Source organism: Candidatus Thiodiazotropha sp. AKAK2, from assembly GCF_058244685.1.
Window position 1 is genome coordinate 19,532 of record NZ_JBSYOP010000034.1, and the last position, 15,632, is coordinate 35,163.

At 55.3% G+C, this 15,632-nt stretch carries 13 protein-coding genes; 6 read left to right on the forward strand and 7 right to left on the reverse strand.

The genetic code is table 11. The features are described 5' to 3' along the window. Nucleotides 1–19 precede the first annotated feature (19 nt). Entirely contained in the window at nt 20–1,369 is a 1,350-nt protein-coding gene (locus AC4IE8_RS17015) for a M16 family metallopeptidase (protein ID WP_068987586.1), read from the reverse strand. Further along, entirely contained in the window at nt 1,359–2,723 is a 1,365-nt protein-coding gene (locus tag AC4IE8_RS17020; RefSeq protein ID WP_490791524.1) for a M16 family metallopeptidase, read from the reverse strand. The genes AC4IE8_RS17015 and AC4IE8_RS17020 overlap by 11 nt, the downstream gene beginning before the upstream one ends. Nucleotides 2,724–3,003: 280 nt before the next feature. Here AC4IE8_RS17020 and ftsY point away from each other — a divergent pair, with 280 nt between their 5' ends. The 5 genes from ftsY to AC4IE8_RS17045 all read left to right on the forward strand — a co-directional run bounded on the left by ftsY (nt 3,004) and on the right by AC4IE8_RS17045 (nt 10,007). Then, nucleotides 3,004–4,005: a signal recognition particle-docking protein FtsY gene (ftsY, locus tag AC4IE8_RS17025; protein WP_068987584.1), complete on the forward strand. Its 1,002-nt coding sequence runs from the start codon at nt 3,004–3,006 to the stop codon at nt 4,003–4,005. A 5-nt stretch (nt 4,006–4,010) separates the two neighbouring features. Then, nucleotides 4,011–4,694, forward strand: coding sequence for a cell division ATP-binding protein FtsE (gene ftsE / locus AC4IE8_RS17030; protein ID WP_068987583.1), 684 nt, complete (start codon nt 4,011–4,013; stop codon nt 4,692–4,694). Next, nucleotides 4,684–5,628, forward strand: coding sequence for a permease-like cell division protein FtsX (ftsX, locus tag AC4IE8_RS17035; protein WP_068987582.1), 945 nt, complete (start codon nt 4,684–4,686; stop codon nt 5,626–5,628). Before ftsE ends, ftsX begins: the two co-directional genes overlap by 11 nt. 145 nt (nt 5,629–5,773) lie before the next feature. Further along, nucleotides 5,774–6,622, forward strand: coding sequence for an RNA polymerase sigma factor RpoH (gene rpoH / locus AC4IE8_RS17040; protein ID WP_068987581.1), 849 nt, complete (start codon nt 5,774–5,776; stop codon nt 6,620–6,622). 403 nt (nt 6,623–7,025) lie between these two features. After that, nucleotides 7,026–10,007 carry a diguanylate cyclase domain-containing protein gene (locus AC4IE8_RS17045; protein WP_068987580.1) on the forward strand — a complete coding sequence of 994 codons (2,982 nt, stop codon included), beginning with the start codon at nt 7,026–7,028 and terminating at the stop codon, nt 10,005–10,007. A 34-nt stretch (nt 10,008–10,041) separates the two neighbouring features. On the opposite strand, the gene bioD is transcribed toward AC4IE8_RS17045, so the two are convergent. Genes bioD through bioB form a run of 5 tightly spaced genes read right to left on the reverse strand, consistent with a single transcriptional unit; the run spans nt 10,042 to nt 14,608 of the window. Further along, nucleotides 10,042–10,752, reverse strand: a complete 711-nt coding sequence (gene bioD, locus AC4IE8_RS17050) for a dethiobiotin synthase (protein WP_068987579.1) — start codon at nt 10,750–10,752, stop codon at nt 10,042–10,044. A gap of 8 nt (nt 10,753–10,760) precedes the next feature. Further along, nucleotides 10,761–11,633 (reverse strand): malonyl-ACP O-methyltransferase BioC, encoded by an 873-nt coding sequence (gene bioC / locus AC4IE8_RS17055; protein WP_490791525.1) that lies wholly within the window; start codon nt 11,631–11,633, stop codon nt 10,761–10,763. Continuing rightward, on the reverse strand, nt 11,630–12,400 hold the full coding sequence (gene bioH / locus AC4IE8_RS17060) for a pimeloyl-ACP methyl ester esterase BioH (protein ID WP_068987577.1): 771 nt from the start codon (nt 12,398–12,400) through the stop codon (nt 11,630–11,632). The genes bioC and bioH overlap by 4 nt, the downstream gene beginning before the upstream one ends. Further along, nucleotides 12,397–13,557 carry an 8-amino-7-oxononanoate synthase gene (gene bioF, locus AC4IE8_RS17065; RefSeq protein ID WP_490791526.1) on the reverse strand — a complete coding sequence of 387 codons (1,161 nt, stop codon included), beginning with the start codon at nt 13,555–13,557 and terminating at the stop codon, nt 12,397–12,399. The genes bioH and bioF overlap by 4 nt, the downstream gene beginning before the upstream one ends. A 40-nt stretch (nt 13,558–13,597) precedes the next feature. After that, nucleotides 13,598–14,608, reverse strand: a complete 1,011-nt coding sequence (gene bioB / locus AC4IE8_RS17070) for a biotin synthase BioB (protein WP_490791527.1) — start codon at nt 14,606–14,608, stop codon at nt 13,598–13,600. 271 nt (nt 14,609–14,879) lie between these two features. Here bioB and AC4IE8_RS17075 point away from each other — a divergent pair, with 271 nt between their 5' ends. After that, nucleotides 14,880–15,593, forward strand: a complete 714-nt coding sequence (locus AC4IE8_RS17075; RefSeq protein ID WP_490791528.1) for a double zinc ribbon domain-containing protein — start codon at nt 14,880–14,882, stop codon at nt 15,591–15,593. Nucleotides 15,594–15,632 lie beyond the last annotated feature (39 nt).

A 15,632-nucleotide genomic window follows, 5' to 3' on the forward strand; every position in this document is an offset into this window, starting at 1 on the left:
ATTCTGTTGTGCTCTGGTCCTATTCAGCGGCTTCTACCCGCTTAACCTGAGCCACAGGCGAGCTGAATCTTCCCACCTGAACTCTGACCAGGCGATCTGAATCGACCCGGCGTCGGAAAGCATCACGGATCTGCTCCTTACTGACCGCCTTGATCCTGTCGACAAACCGATCGAGATAATCGAGAGGCAGATCATAGAAGCCAATGACCGCAAGATATTCAACTATCTTGCCGTTGGATGCGATCCGTAGCGGAAACCCACCGGTGATGTTCTGTTTCGCCGCCTGCAGCTCCTCATCAGTCGGTCCCTCAGTGATGTAACGCTGAAGGGTATCCTTGACCACCTTTAGCGCCTCATCCGCCTGTTCGTTTTTGGTCTGCAAACCAACCTGAAAGAGGCCCAGCTGGCGCATCGGAATGAAGAAACTGTAGACGCTGTAACTCAAGCCACGCTTCTCTCGCACCTCCTCACTCAACAGTGAAACCAGTCCACTGCCACCAAGTATATGATTCCCCACATAGAGCGGAAAATAGTCCTCATCACCCCGTTTCAGACCAGGTTGCCCAAGATAGAGGTGGGATTGGGTCGATGGAAAGGGAATCTGCTTGATCACCCCTTTTTCAAGGGACGGTACCGGCGGCAGAGAAGGCATTGCTTCCCCTGACGGCAGACCGCCCACAGCCTCTTCGGCGATAATCGCGGCAAGATTCTCATCGACCGCACCGACAATCGCAACCACCGCATTTTTTGCCACATAGAGTCGCTGGTGGGTCTTTACAATCTCTTCACGGGTGATCGACTCAACAGACTCACGACTTCCCGAAGGGTCCGAAGCGTAGGGATGAGTGCCGTAGACCAGCTCATAGAGTTGTTTTTTACCGACACTGCCGGGAGACTGCTCATCCTGCAACAGGCCGGCCAGTATGGATTGACGCTCCCGCTCGATATCCTCCTGGGTGAAGCTGGGACTCGCCAGGATTGCCGAGAGGGTTTCCAGAGATGTATCCAGGACCTCAGGCTCGGTCAGGGACCGGACGGCAACCCAGGCCATATCCCTTAAAGAGCCCGATTCCAGCTGTGATCCAACCCCTTCGATCCGTTGCGCGATCTGATTGGCATCCCATTTCCCGGCACCTTCGGTCAACAGACTGTTGGTGAAGGAGGTTATGCCGGCTTTATCCCCATCTCTGGCACTGCCGGCATCGAACACGACCCGCACATCGACCATCGGGATTTCCGGCGCATGGACATACAGCACCTTGGCCCCATTGCCGGTTTGCCAGGTCTCGATTTTGGGTGAGGCCTGCAGAAGGCCCGCAAAGCCGATTATCACAACTAGGAGCAGCATACGCAGACTGTTATTGGCCATGACGACCTCCTGCAGCGGAGTGACGTGTGACGTTATCCTCCATCGGTAGGGGCTCCAATACGGCAACCGTAAGGTTGTCATCGACCAGATATTTCTCAGCCACCTGCTTGACCTGCTCGGCGGTAACGGCATTCAGCTTGTCCACAAACTCGTCACCAAGACGCCAATCGAGGCCAACGGTCTCCAGCTGCCCGATCAGCATCGCCTGGTAAAACACAGAGTCCTTTTCGAATACCTTTGAAGCGGTAATCTGTTTGCGTACCCGCTGCATCTCTTCATCGGTCACCAGCTCTGTTTTGAAGCGGCCCAGCTCTTTCAGGATGGCTTTTTCCACGATCTCAATCGGGGTGCCCGGCCTGGGCACTGCATCGAGCACCAGCATACCCGGCAGACGGGAGAAAGCGTTGTAACTGGTATCCACCGAGACCGCCAATTCGCTGCCGCGAATCAGGTTACTGGCGAGGCGGGCACTGGCGCCGCCATCGAGAATGTATGCCAGCATCTCCAGTGCATAGGGTTCCCAATCCTGATCTGTCTTACCGATCACCGGGGTTTTGAATCCCATCACCATATAGGGCTGGCGCGCCGGCACCTTCAGTGCCATCCGTTTGACGCCTCTCTGCTGAGGCTCCTCTCTCGGCTTGTTGATCGCCACCGGTTCCGGTTTGAGGACACCGAAGTAGCGCTCTGCCAGACGAATCACCTGATCCGGTTCGACATCCCCGACAACCACCAGTGTGGCGTTGTTGGGGGCATACCACTTGCGGTACCAGACCTGAAGGTCCTCCACCTGCAGCGAGTCCAGGTCGGACATCCAGCCAATCACCGGTATCCGGTATGGTGAAGCCTGGTAGGCACCGGTGAGAAACAGCTCGTAGGTCAGGGATTGGGGCTTGTCTTCTGTGCGCATTCGCCGCTCCTCCTTGACCACCTCAACCTCTTTTTTGAACTCCGCTTCCGGCAGCTGAAGATTTCTCATTCTATCTGCCTCCAGCTCGAAAGAGACCTCCAGACGGTCACTCGCCAGGGTCTGATAGTAGGCGGTATAGTCACGGCCGGTAAATGCGTTCTCATTGCCCCCGTTGGCGGCAATGATCCGGGAAAACTCGCCAGGGGCATGGTTGTCGGTACCTTTGAACATCATGTGCTCAAGCACATGGGAGACACCGGTAATCCCGCCATGTTCGTAACTGGAGCCGACCTTGTACCAGACCTGGGATACCGCAATCGGTGCCCGCTTGTCCTGTTTCACGATCACCTTCATCCCATTCTTCAGCTGGTGTTCCACCACATTGGCCTGTGCGTGAGCCATGGCCATCAGCATCAGCATGAAAGTCGTCATCAATCTTCGCATTAAGGTGTTCCTTATCATCATTAATCAGTCTTTTAATGCCTCAAGTAAGGCCGAGCGGTAGAGCATCCACACCCCCAAGCAGACGACGGCACTTTAACATTGCCCTGGAGGACCTGTAGAATAGCGCCGGCTACAGCCCGCAGGCATTGTTTCAGAGGCCCGAAGGATTGTCCAAAATGGCTCCAGGCACAACAGGGCCTATTGGATTCGTATTAACAGGCCCTAGTTAAGAACCTGCGATCAGTTTAGAGTTCCAATCACCCCATTGGTGTTACCCAATATGTTCGGATTCGGTAAACGTAAAAAGTCAGCAACAGAGGAAGTCGACAAACAGCCGGCGGCGGAAGAGAGCACAGGCCTCTTCTCCCGCCTGCAACAGCGGCTGTCACGCACCCGGCACAATCTGACCGATGGCCTGGCCAACCTGGTGATGGGACGTAAAACCATCGATGAGGATCTGCTGGAGGAGCTGGAGACCCTGCTGCTTACCGCCGATGTGGGCGTCGATGCCACCAGCCGTATCATCGACGACTTGACGGAACGGGTGAAACGCAAATCCCTCAACGACCCGGAAGCCCTGACCCAGGCGCTGAAACAGCATCTGCTTGAGATTCTTCAGGGCTGCGACAAGCCGGTCGAGAACAGAGAGGACGGCAAACCGATGGTGATGGTGATGGTCGGCATCAACGGCGCCGGCAAGACCACAACCATCGGTAAACTGGCGAGAAAGTTCCAAATCGACGGTGAATCCGTCATGCTTGCCGCCGGTGACACTTTTCGCGCCGCTGCGGTGGAACAGTTGCAGACCTGGGGTGAGCGAAACCAGATTCCGGTGATTGCCCAACATACCGGAGCAGACGCCGCCTCCGTGGTGTTTGATGCACTTCAAGCGGCCACCTCCCGGCAGGTGGATGTTCTGATTGCAGATACAGCCGGCCGGCTACATACTAAAACCAATCTCATGGAAGAGCTGGCCAAGATCACCCGGGTGATGAAGAAAATCGACCCGCAAGCGCCCCATGAGGTGTTGCTGGTGGTGGATGCGGGAACCGGCCAGAATGCGGTCAACCAGGCCCTGCAGTTCAACGAGTCTGTCGGCCTGACCGGCCTGGTGGTCACCAAGCTGGATGGCACCGCCAAAGGTGGTGTGGTGTTCGCCATAGCGGATAAGGTCAAGGTGCCGATCAGATTCATCGGCGTCGGTGAATCGATTGAAGACCTGCGTGAATTTGATCCCAAGGAGTTTGTCGAGGCACTGTTTGAAACTGATACGACGGATTAAGACATTTGATTCACTTTGACAATGTCAGCAAGCGCTATCCGGGTGGACATACCGGACTGAGTAACATCAATCTGCGCATCGACGCGGAAGAGATGGTCTTTCTCACCGGCCATTCGGGAGCCGGCAAAAGTACCCTGCTGAAACTGATTGGACTGCTGGAGCGCTCCAGTGGCGGACAGGTACATGTCAATGGCCGCAACCTGACCCGGCTGAAGAACCGTCAGATCCCCTACCACCGCCGAGAGGTGGGTATGATTTTCCAAGACCATCGCCTGCTGCACGACCGCACCGTATTCGACAATGTGGCCCTACCCCTGGTGGTCTCCGGATTGGGTCATAAAGAGATCGGCAGAAGGGTCCGGGCCGCCCTCGACAAAGTTGGTCTGCTGCATAAGGAGAAGAGTGCCCCGATCACCCTCTCGGGTGGTGAACAGCAACGTGTCGGTATTGCCCGGGCGGTGGTCAGCAAACCGCCACTGGTGTTGGCAGATGAGCCCACCGGCAACCTGGATCCGGAACTGTCGAAAGAGATCATGGAGCTCTTCTCTCAGTTCAACAAGGTCGGGGTAACCCTGCTCATTGCCACCCATGACCTGGCCCTGGTCAGCAGTATGAATCGACGCATCCTGACACTGGCCAACGGCGCATTGAGTCATGACACCAAGACGGAGTACCGGGATGTCACTTAAGTCTCGACTCCTTTCAATGCCGGGAATCTGGTTACAGAGACATGCCCAGGTCGCCCTCTCCAGCCTCGGCAGACTGGTGGGGAATCGCCTCTCCTCCCTGATGACCTGTGCGGTTATCGGCATCGCCCTGGCGCTGCCGGTCGGATTGCATGTGATGCTGAGCAACCTCAACACGATCAGTGGCGGATGGGAGAGCGGCGCCAGTATCTCTCTGTTTCTTGATCAGAATATCAGCAACGATAAAGCCCGCTCCCTGGCTGAGACACTACGTCAGCACACACGTATTGAAACCGTCGAGCTGATCAATCGTGAAACGGCACTCGAAGAGTTTCAACGTCTCAGCGGCTATGCGGACGCACTCCAGGCCCTCGATAGCAACCCGCTGCCCAATCTGCTGGTAATTCAGCCGAAAGTTGAATACACCACAGCGGAGACAGCAGAGAAGCTCGCCCAGGAGTTACGACTGCTGCCGGAGGCGGATATTGTTCAACTCGATCTGCAATGGGTCAGACGCCTGCAGGCCATCACCGTGATCGCACAGCGGGCCGTGGTGGTTCTGGCGGCCCTACTCAGCATGGCGGTTTTATTGATCGTGGGAAACACCATCCGGCTGGAGATCCAGAACCGCCGCACCGAGATCGAGATCACCAAGCTGATCGGCGCCACCAACGCTTTCATCCGCAGACCCTTTCTCTATACCGGATTCTGGTATGGCCTGTTCGGCGGGCTGATCGCCTGGTTTCTGGTTGCCCTGTCGCTGATTCTGCTCAGCGGTCCCATCGCCAAGCTGGCCCAGCTCTACCAGAGCTCATTCGATTTAAGCTCACTCGACCCAATCACAGTCCTGGTACTGCTATCCGGTAGCGCCCTGTTGGGCCTGACCGGCTCCTGGCTTGCAGTCGGCCGCCACTTGAGCGCGATTGAACCAAGCTAGCGCACTAACTAATTGAATAGTCGAACATAAAACCACACATACCCTATTGAACTTTCTACCCCATAACCGGTCAGAATGGTCAGTTATTGGCACTCCTGCATAGAGAGTGCTAATATTCTACATCAAGCAAACTGGGGTAACCTGCATGAGTAAAGAGATCGCACTGGCCACCTTGCCCACGGGTAACATGGATAGCTACATCAGCGCAGCTTTTCAGCTGCCTATGCTGAGTGCCGAAGAGGAGCACTCATTGGCGGTTCGCCTGCGTGATCAGAAAGACCTTCAGGCGGCCCAGGCCCTGATCACATCCCACATCCGTTTCGTTGTCCGTATCGCCAGAAACTACAGTGGTTACGGACTGGCCCTGCCCGACCTGATCCAGGAGGGTACCGTCGGCCTGATGAAAGCGGTCAAGCGTTTTGACCCGGACATGGGGGTCCGACTGGTCTCCTTTGCCGTGCATTGGATCAAGGCCGAAATTCATGAGTTCATTCTTAAGAACTGGCGCATCGTCAAGGTGGCAACCACCAAGGCGCAACGCAAACTGTTCTTCAACCTTCGCAGCTCCAAAAAACGCCTTGGCTGGTTCTCCAAGGAAGAGGTCGATCGCGTCGCCCAGGACCTGGGCGTGAAACCTGAAACCGTACTGGAAATGGAGTCCAGGCTTTCCGGTCAGGATATCGCGTTTGACGGTCCGAGCCAGGAGAGCGATGAGCAGGTAACACCGACACCCGCCGGCTATCTCAGCGACATGCGCATGGAGCCCGCCTCGATACTCGAAGCGGTGGACAGCGAGAGCCAGATGAAACAGAAGCTGATGAGCGCCATTCAGGATCTGGATGAGAGAAGTCGGCAGATACTGGAAGCACGCTGGCTGAGTGATAAGAAAACCACCCTGCATGAGTTGGCAGACAGATTTAAGGTTTCAGCAGAACGCATCCGCCAGATTGAGCAGGGAGCGATGAAAAAACTGAAGTCCCAGCTTGCCCTATAGGCCCTATAACCCAGCATCGGTAAACCCTGCCATCCGCCGAACCAACAAGATTGGCGGATGTTTATAGCGCCCTGGTAACCACTACCACGCTCTAAAGCTATCCAAGCCCCGGCCGATTCTTACTAGAAGGGAATCATCTTTAGATTGGATTTATAGAGGATCATCCTTTAATTCCCAACAGATCCGGATGAATGGGTCAGAAAAGCGTTTGCCGGGCATCATGGAAGAGAGCCGGGAAATGAGTTCCTGGGCCTTGGCCTAGTGAGGGTATAATGGCAGAAAGAGATTTTACATTTGAAAGAAGCTTTATAGATCAGCCTAAGGTAACCTTCTGTTTCGAGTACTAAGCTGCTTACCGAAACTGATGCATTAAGATTTCAGAGCATGGATTAGCTTAAACCCTATGCCCGAACACTCCCATCTCCCCGCCAAGGTTTTCATCGCAGTGTTGATGTTATGCCTGATGCTGCTGACGATTGCAGAAATGTCCGGTTTTTTTCCAGCAGCGGAAACCCAACCAGGCAAGAGGCTACAGGCTTATTCCGAAAACCTGGCTGATCAGCTCCATCCGTTGATCACTACCTATAACCAATCGGCACAACTGGCGGTGCTGACCAAAGGTGTCTCCGACCATCCCGCCATAACCTCACTCGTGATAGAAACCATTGAAGGGGAGATGCAGAGAGCGGTCGCACCTCACTCCGACAGTTCTCTACAGACAGACCTGATTCAGGTGCCCATTGGCGCCGGTAGCGATACTGTTGGCACCTTGTCGGTGAGTCATATGGTAATCAACACGGAGTCTGACTGGACCGCCATCGAGATCACGATCGTATGCCTCTGGACACTGCTTGCCAGTGTGATCCTCTATCTGCTTTTCAGCGATAAGTACAGCCTCGGCCTGAACTCATCCAGCGTCATTCCGGAACGGGTCAGAGCCGCATTCAATGCCCTGTCTGAGGGGTTGCTGATTCTCGATCACCGGCACCGAATCATTCTGGCGAACGACTCCTTCTGCCACAAGATTGGTGAAAGCTTCAAAAACCTGCTGGACAGCAATGCCGATGCCCTGCCATGGAAACACAGGGAAGACACGGACAAGATCGAGAAGCTCCCCTGGCATATCAGTCTCAACAATTGTGAGCAGGTCACCGGGGTGCCGATTCGACTGTCCCTGAAAGAGAGCAGCGAAAAAGCCTTTTCAGTCAACAGTGCGCCGATCTTCGATAACAACGGTCAGATCCGTGGGGTGTTGGCAACCTTCGATGATATGACTGAACTTGAAAAGCAGTATCGACAACTCAAGTCAGCACTACTGAAACTACGCAACTCCGAAAAAGCGTTGCGGAATAAAACCGTTGAGCTGGAATTTCTGGCAACCCGGGACTCATTGACCGGCTGCCTGAACCGCCGAGCATTCTTTAAAAAGTTTGACCAACTGTTCAAAGAGGCAAAGACCCTGAACCGGTCGCTGGTCTTCATCATGGTGGATATCGATCGTTTCAAATTCATCAATGACCACTATGGACATGCCAATGGCGACAAGGTCATTAAGTATGTCTCCGAAATACTCAGCAGCAATTCAAGGCCGGAAGACGTGGTCGGTCGATATGGTGGGGATGAGTTTGCCATCGTACTGCCCAATGCCACGATGGATGAAGCCAGGTCGATCGCCGAACGCTTGCGCATGGATATCCAACAGAAGTGCCACTCCCTGTTCACCAATCCGCAAACTGTCACAACCAGTATCGGCATGGCTGCCCTGGAGACCGAGGTCGAGGATTCCATGCTGCTGATAAACAACGCAGACTGCGCCCTCTACGAAGCCAAACAGCAGGGACGTAACTGTATCATTAACTGGACGCCGCAATTGAGGCATAAGACGGGCAAAGAGACGACTACTGGCAGCCATCTGTTGACCGATTCCGACTGGAAAGAGATGACAGAGGCTGAACGTCATCTGCATTCAGAAATAATGCGACTTGAGGATGTCGTCGGACATCTTGAGTCGGAGCTCGAGTTTAACCGCCAGGAGATGATCAGACGGCAGGGCAAAGATGAACTGACCGGTCTGCCAAACCGCTATATCTTCAATGATCGTATCAGTCAGGAGCTGGCGCGCTGCGAACGTAACAACAAACTAACCGCAATCATCTCGGTCGACATTGACAGCTTTTCCCGGATCAATGAGGCTTTGGGAGTTGCAACCGGCGACCAAATTCTCAAGCTGACTGCGGAACGTCTCATCGAATCCCTGCGCAAGACCGATACCATTGCTGTTGTGGATGAGCATATCGAATACGACTCACCCAACATCTCACGCATCAACAAGGATGAATTCGCCCTGATCCTCTCAGATCTCGAGGAGGTCAAATCGGTGACCTGGGTTGCTCACCGGATTCTCAGTCATCTCAAAAAACCCATGTACATTGATGACCAGGAGCTGTTCATCACATTCAGCATGGGTGTTGCGATCTATCCCCATGATGATGAAACGCCAAATGAGTTGCTGCAAAAGGCTGCCACCGCCAGACGCTCGGCGAAAGACGAACCGGGCAGCAACCACATACGGTTCTTTTCCAGGGAGATCAACCGCAAGGCATTCCACAGCATTTGGCTGGAGACCCAACTTACCAAAGCGATTTACCATCAACAGTTCGAGCTTGTCTATCAACCCAAGTTCAGTCTGTATGACGGTAACATCGTTGGCCTTGAGGCACTCGCCCGTTGGCCCCATCCAAAGGTCGGCTATATCCCCCCGGATGAGTTCATCCCGATTGCGGAACATACCGGCCTGATCAACAAGCTGGGCTTTTGGGTATTCAAAAAAGCCTGCGCTGATATGCGACGTTTACACAAAAAGGGATTCCCGGATTTGATGCTGGGGGTAAACCTGTCTGCGGTGCAATTGAGAGACAGCACTTTGGCAGATAAATTTCTCAGCGTCTGCTCAAAACGAAAAATACCGCCATCACTGATTGAACTGGAGATCACCGAAAGCACGCTGATCAAAAACTTCGAACACAGTAAGGATGTGATGAATAAAATGCATACGGCTGGAATCAACTTTGCCCTGGACGACTTTGGCAAGGGCTTCTCGTCCCTGAACTATCTTCAGAAACTGCCGATCAACAGCATCAAACTGGACCGGGAGTTCCTCAACAACACGCTACCCAATAATCAGACGCAAACCATCGTATCAGCCATCATCTCGCTGGCCAAAAGTCTGGATTTGAAGATCGTTGCCGAAGGAGTGGAAACCGAAGCTCAACGACAGTTTCTCGAACAATATGATTGCAACGAGATACAGGGCACCCTGTTCAGCCCACCGGTGAACGCAGACGATGCGCTGGATTTGCTTAGAAAGTTCAATAGCAAGTGGTGATCAAGCCGGCCACTGAAGATCGCTTTTAAGGAGCTCAACCCTGTCTACAGTGGCCAACGGACAGACCGGCCAGATCGCACAACAGATCACTCAGATATCCTGCAGTCACCTCAGGTTTCGGCTCTTCGAGATAGGGAATCTCACCAAGGCAGGGGGCGGGCAGCCAGGTTCTCAAGGTAGCCAGATTCTCCTCTCTAGCCGCCATTTCCGGTTCCACTTGATTGGCTACCCAGCCGGCAAACGAGACCCCTGCATTGAGCATGCATTCAGTGGTCATGAGGGCATGATTCAGACAACCCAGACGCAGTCCGACAACCATCACCACGGGCAGCTCCAATGCACGCACCAGGTCAGCAAGCGTATCCTGTTCGCCAAGCGGCACATGCCATCCGCCAACCCCTTCCACCAGAACATGCTCAGCCCCCTCGGCAAGGTTTTGATAGCCATCTACGATGTCAGCGATGTCGATCGATTCACCAGTCTGAAGAGCGGCCAGATGCGGTGCGATCGCTGGCCGATAAACGAATCGATTGACCTGTTGATAGGGTAGCTCAAGACTGGCCTGCGCCTGGATGCGCAATGCATCCTCATTACGCAGTCCTTGATCGGTATCCGCTGCTCCCGAGGCGATGGGTTTCATCCCCACGACCTGCTCACCCTGTTGTTGAAGCTTGTGCATCAAACCGAGGGTCACCTCTGTCTTGCCGCACCCGGTATCCGTACCTGTTATGAATAGACCAGCCATCTTTCTTACTACCTGCCCCGGGGATCCAATTGATGCAGTGGAACACGACACGCCGCAGCGACTCCGGTTTCTGCCGGAGCCCAGGCATGGCCGTAGACCACTTCGTAACTGGCCGGTAGTTTATCATCAAGCCTAAACTGCTCGTAGGCCTGAATCATGGCGCGCATCCGCCCTTTTCCGGTCAACCCTTTTGCTCTTTGCGCGGTGACGTTATGCGCACCCAGGGTCTTCAGATCGCGCATCAGGGAGGGCACGTCATCGTAACTGAGCGAGATTCGATCCACATCCACAACCGGCTCGGCCAGCCCGGCATGTAACATCGCATCCCCGACATCGTGCATATCGGCAAACGGTGAAACATGGCTGTAACCATCCACCGCTGACCAACTGGCGCGCAATTCTTTCAAAGTGTCGGGACCAAAGGTTGAGAACAGCAACATGCCATTGGGTCGCAGCACTCTCAGGAACTCCCGCATGGTTCCCGCCAGGTCGTTACACCACTGCAGCGCCACATTGGAAAAGATCATATCCACAGAGTGATCTGCCAGGGGAAGCTGTTCCGCATCGCCGCAGATACAGGGAGCCCGTTTAAACCAGCCCCCCTGTTTGCGCACTTGCTGCAACATCGGCAGCGCGAAGTCGAGCGCTATGATCCGGGATTTCGCATAGTGTTTATCCAGCGCACGGGTGGCATCCCCGGTTCCGGCACCAACATCCAGCACCACCTCGGGTTGATGGCGGATATAGGCGAGACGTTCGATCATCCGCTTGGCGATCTCTCGCTGCAGCTCGGCCACCTCATCATAATGGGGAGCCGCACGGGAGAAGGCGGCACGTGCCTGACGCTTGTCGATCGTCGTCGTGGCGGTTTCGACACTCATAGCATCGCCTCCAGGCTCTCCAACACCAATTTTTCAGTCTCCAGAGGATGGGAGAGGAAGGGGGTATGGGCGGCCCGCGCTATGGTATGGGTACTGGCGTCAGGCAACCATTGCTGGAGTATCTCCGATGCACCACTCGGCGCCAGGGTGTCCCGACCGCCATAGATCCAGCTGGTAGGACAGGAGATCCCCTTCAGCCGCTCGCGCAGATCACAATGCTTGAGTAACTCGAGCCCCGCCTGCAATGCCTCAGGATCGGGATCGGGACGCTCCTGCAGCCTGGTTTTAAGACCCCGTATCACCTCCACCGCCAGATCGCTGCCCAGCATCTGCAAGGCCAGAAACCGCTCCAACGCCCGGCTCATATCATCACCCAGTAGATCGATAAACTGCTCCAGGGTTTTCAATTTCATGGCATACGGCCAATCTTCAGCGCTAACGAATCTTGGCATACCGGCAATCACCAATACCCCATTGACCCGCTTCGGCGCCTGCAGCACCGCTTCCAGCGTCACCATCGAACCGAGTGACCAACCGAGCCAGATCGCCTGCTGCGGCGCCACTTCCAGGCAGGATTCCGCCCAGCTCTGGAGCCGCTCTTGTCCGGCGTAGGGACTGTGCCCATGACCGGGCAGGTCGATCAGCGTGACCCGGTAGTGTCTGGCCAGCAGTTGGGCGAAGTCGACCCAGACCGACGAGTTCATCCCCCAGCCATGCAACATCACCAGCTCTCTGCCCTGGCCAAGCGTCTCCACACCCAATTTCATGTCTGCTCCGGGGATAGACTCTGCAGCGCGTCCAACAATCTGTCGAGCTGTCGTTCAGTATGATTTGCACTGAAGGTGATACGCAATCGGGCCTGACCTTCGGGGACTGTCGGTGGTCGGATGGCAGTCACCAGGATACCTTTCGCCTCCAGATGCCCGCTCCACTGCAGAGCCTGCTCGGCGCTGCCGGTGAGCAGGGGCTGAATCGGCGTAGCCGATGGCATCAAGGGTAAGCCCATCGCTTCACCAGCCTGGCGGAAACGGCCGATCAGCTGAGCCAGCCTTTCCCGACGCCAGCTCTCCTGCTGAGCGATGCGCAGACTGACCCGGGTCGCCTCAGCCACCGCTGAAGGCATGGCGGTGGTATAGACATAGCTGCGGGATTTCTGAATCAGGGTCTCGATCAACGCCTCGCTGCTGGCGACAAAGGCGCCAAAGGTGCCAAAGCCTTTACCCAGGGTTCCCATGAGGATCGGAACCTGCTCGACACCCAAACCGAAATGGGCCAGACTTCCACCGCCTGCATCACCCAACACACCCAGACCATGTGCGTCGTCCACCATCAGCCAGGCATCCCGTTCGCGGGCGATTGCCTGGTACTCATCAAGTGGCGCAAGATCCCCATCCATGCTGAACACACCATCGGTCGCAATCAGCTTCTGCCCGCTCGTACAGCATTCAAGCTGTCGCCTGAGGCTCTCTGGATCGTTATGTTGGAAACGTTTCACCCCGGCTGAACTGAGTGCCCCTGCATCTACCAGGGAGGCGTGATTCAGGCGATCCTCAAACAGCCAGTCGTGACGTCCCAACAGTGCACTGGCGACACCGATATTGGCCATGTATCCGGTCGAGTAGAGCAGTGCCCTCGGACGCCTGGTGAATTCAGCCAGCTCCTCTTCGAGCGCGTGATGCGCCGTGCTGTGGCCATTGATCAAATGGGCGGCACCACTGCCAACCCCATAGGCGTTCGCCGCCTGTTGCAGAGCCTCGATCACCTCCGGATGGTTTGCCAGCCCCAGATAGTCATTGCTGCAAAAGGTCAGCATTGGCCGTCCATCGACAACCATCTCTGTCTGCTGTGGCGATGAGACAACCCGGCGCCTGCGATAGAGCCCCGCCTCACGCTGACGCCTCAATTGTTCCGCCAATCCGTTCATATTACGTGCTTCAAATCCCGCCACCGGCGAGAACGGACGCTCAAACGGCCTGTGCTTTCTGGCAGGGGATTTTGGCCGCTTTGACCTCAGTCTCGACCAGCGCCTCGGTTTTCATACCCAGACGTTGTAGTAGTTCTCTGTCCCGGTCCGCTTCAGGGTTGTCCGTGGTAAGTAAACGCTCACCATAGAAAATCGAGTTCGCCCCGGCGAGAAAACAGAGCGCCTGCATCTCGTCACGCATCTCCCCCCGCCCGGCCGAAAGCCTGACGTAGGAGTTGGGCATCAGAATTCGCGCCACAGCGATGGTACGTACGAACTCCAGGGGATCCAGATCCTCAACCCGGGAGAGCGGTGTGCCTTCGATCTTGACCAGCATGTTGATCGGTACCGACTCGGGATGCTTCGGCAGATTGACCAGCTCCCGCAGCATGCTGGCCCGGTCCCGTCTCGACTCACCCATCCCGAGAATGCCTCCGGAACAGACATTGATCCCGGCATCACGTACATGGGAGAGGGTCTGCAATCGATCATCAAAGGTTCGGGTGGTGATCACCTCACCGTAGAACTCCGGAGAGGTATCCAGATTGTGGTTGTAGTAATCCAGGCCCGCCTCACGCAGGCGTTCCGCCTGTTGCTCGGTAAGCATACCCAAGGTCAGGCAGGTCTCCATGCCCATGCCGTTGACCGCTTCAACCATCTCAATCACCCGCTGCAGGTTCTTATCGGTTGGATTGCGCCAGGCTGCCCCCATGCAGAAGCGGCTGGCGCCTTTCTGCTTTGCCGCTTCTGCGGCTTTGACCACATCTTCCAACGGCATCAACTTCTCGGCTTCCAGCCCCGAGTCATATTTGGCGCTCTGGGAGCAGTAGCCACAATCCTCGGCGCAGGCGCCGGTCTTGATGCTCAGCAGGCTGCTCATCTGGATCTGATTGGGGTCAAAACGCTCCCGATGCAGGCTCTGGGCACGAAACATCAAGTCGTTGAAAGGCAGATCGAGCAGGGCCTCGATCTCGTCCAGAGTCCAGTCATGGCGTAGCGGGCTGTCGGTCATGATATCCACCAGGTTGTACAAATTCAGTCTGCATTAGGGAGCGGGGAGTCTATGGTAAACATTGACCGCCAACAGTCAACCAGGATTACATTGCTTAGTTTACTTCTGTATAATTCTTATACATTCCAGCCTATTTTCAGATTCCACCGCCAACAGAACATCGACATCTGTCGATTACCTATACTGGGCAGACCGCAACGGTTAGACTGAAAAGCGACTCAAAGGGATCACTGAGCGCCCCGATCAACCACCGATATCCATGGATGGAGCGATGAAGTCCAATTGGCTGGATCTACTGCTAAAACATATCTACCCACAGAACTGTCTGCTCTGCGGTGCAGATGCCGATCATAGACGCCGTTTTTGCGACCCCTGTTATCAATCGCTGCCGTTCAATCGCCACGCCTGTCCCCGCTGCGCTCTGCCACTTCCCCCCGACGCAGCCGCTGAAACCCGCTGTGGCGCCTGCCTTAACAGTGAGCTGCCCTATGCTTCATGCCAAACCGCCCTGCGTTACGAAGCACCATCCAACCATCTGATCGCACAGCTTAAATTCCGTCACCAGCTGCATCTCACCATACCGCTCGCCCGACTGATCATCGACCGCCTGGGTGAGTTGCAAAATCCACCGGATCTACTGCTGCCAATGCCTCTTCATCAACAGCGCATGAGACAACGGGGATTCAACCAGGCACAAGAGTTGGCTCGGGTTGTAGCCAAGCACTACCGGATCCCCCTGGAAGACCGCCTGGTGAAACGCACCCGCAATACCAAAGCCCAATCCGACCTCAACGAACGGTTGAGGCGAAACAATCTTCGCCATGCGTTTCGTGTCTATGGCAGCCTGCGGGGTAGCCGGGTGGCGATCTTGGACGATGTGATTACCACCGGATCGACGATCAACGAAATGAGTAAGGCGTTGAAACGATGCGGCGCGGCTGAAATCACTGTCTGGGCTGTCGCCAGAGCGACGATGGAACGATGATTCCAGAGAAGTGGAATAGAAGAAACTTTTTCTGTTTCA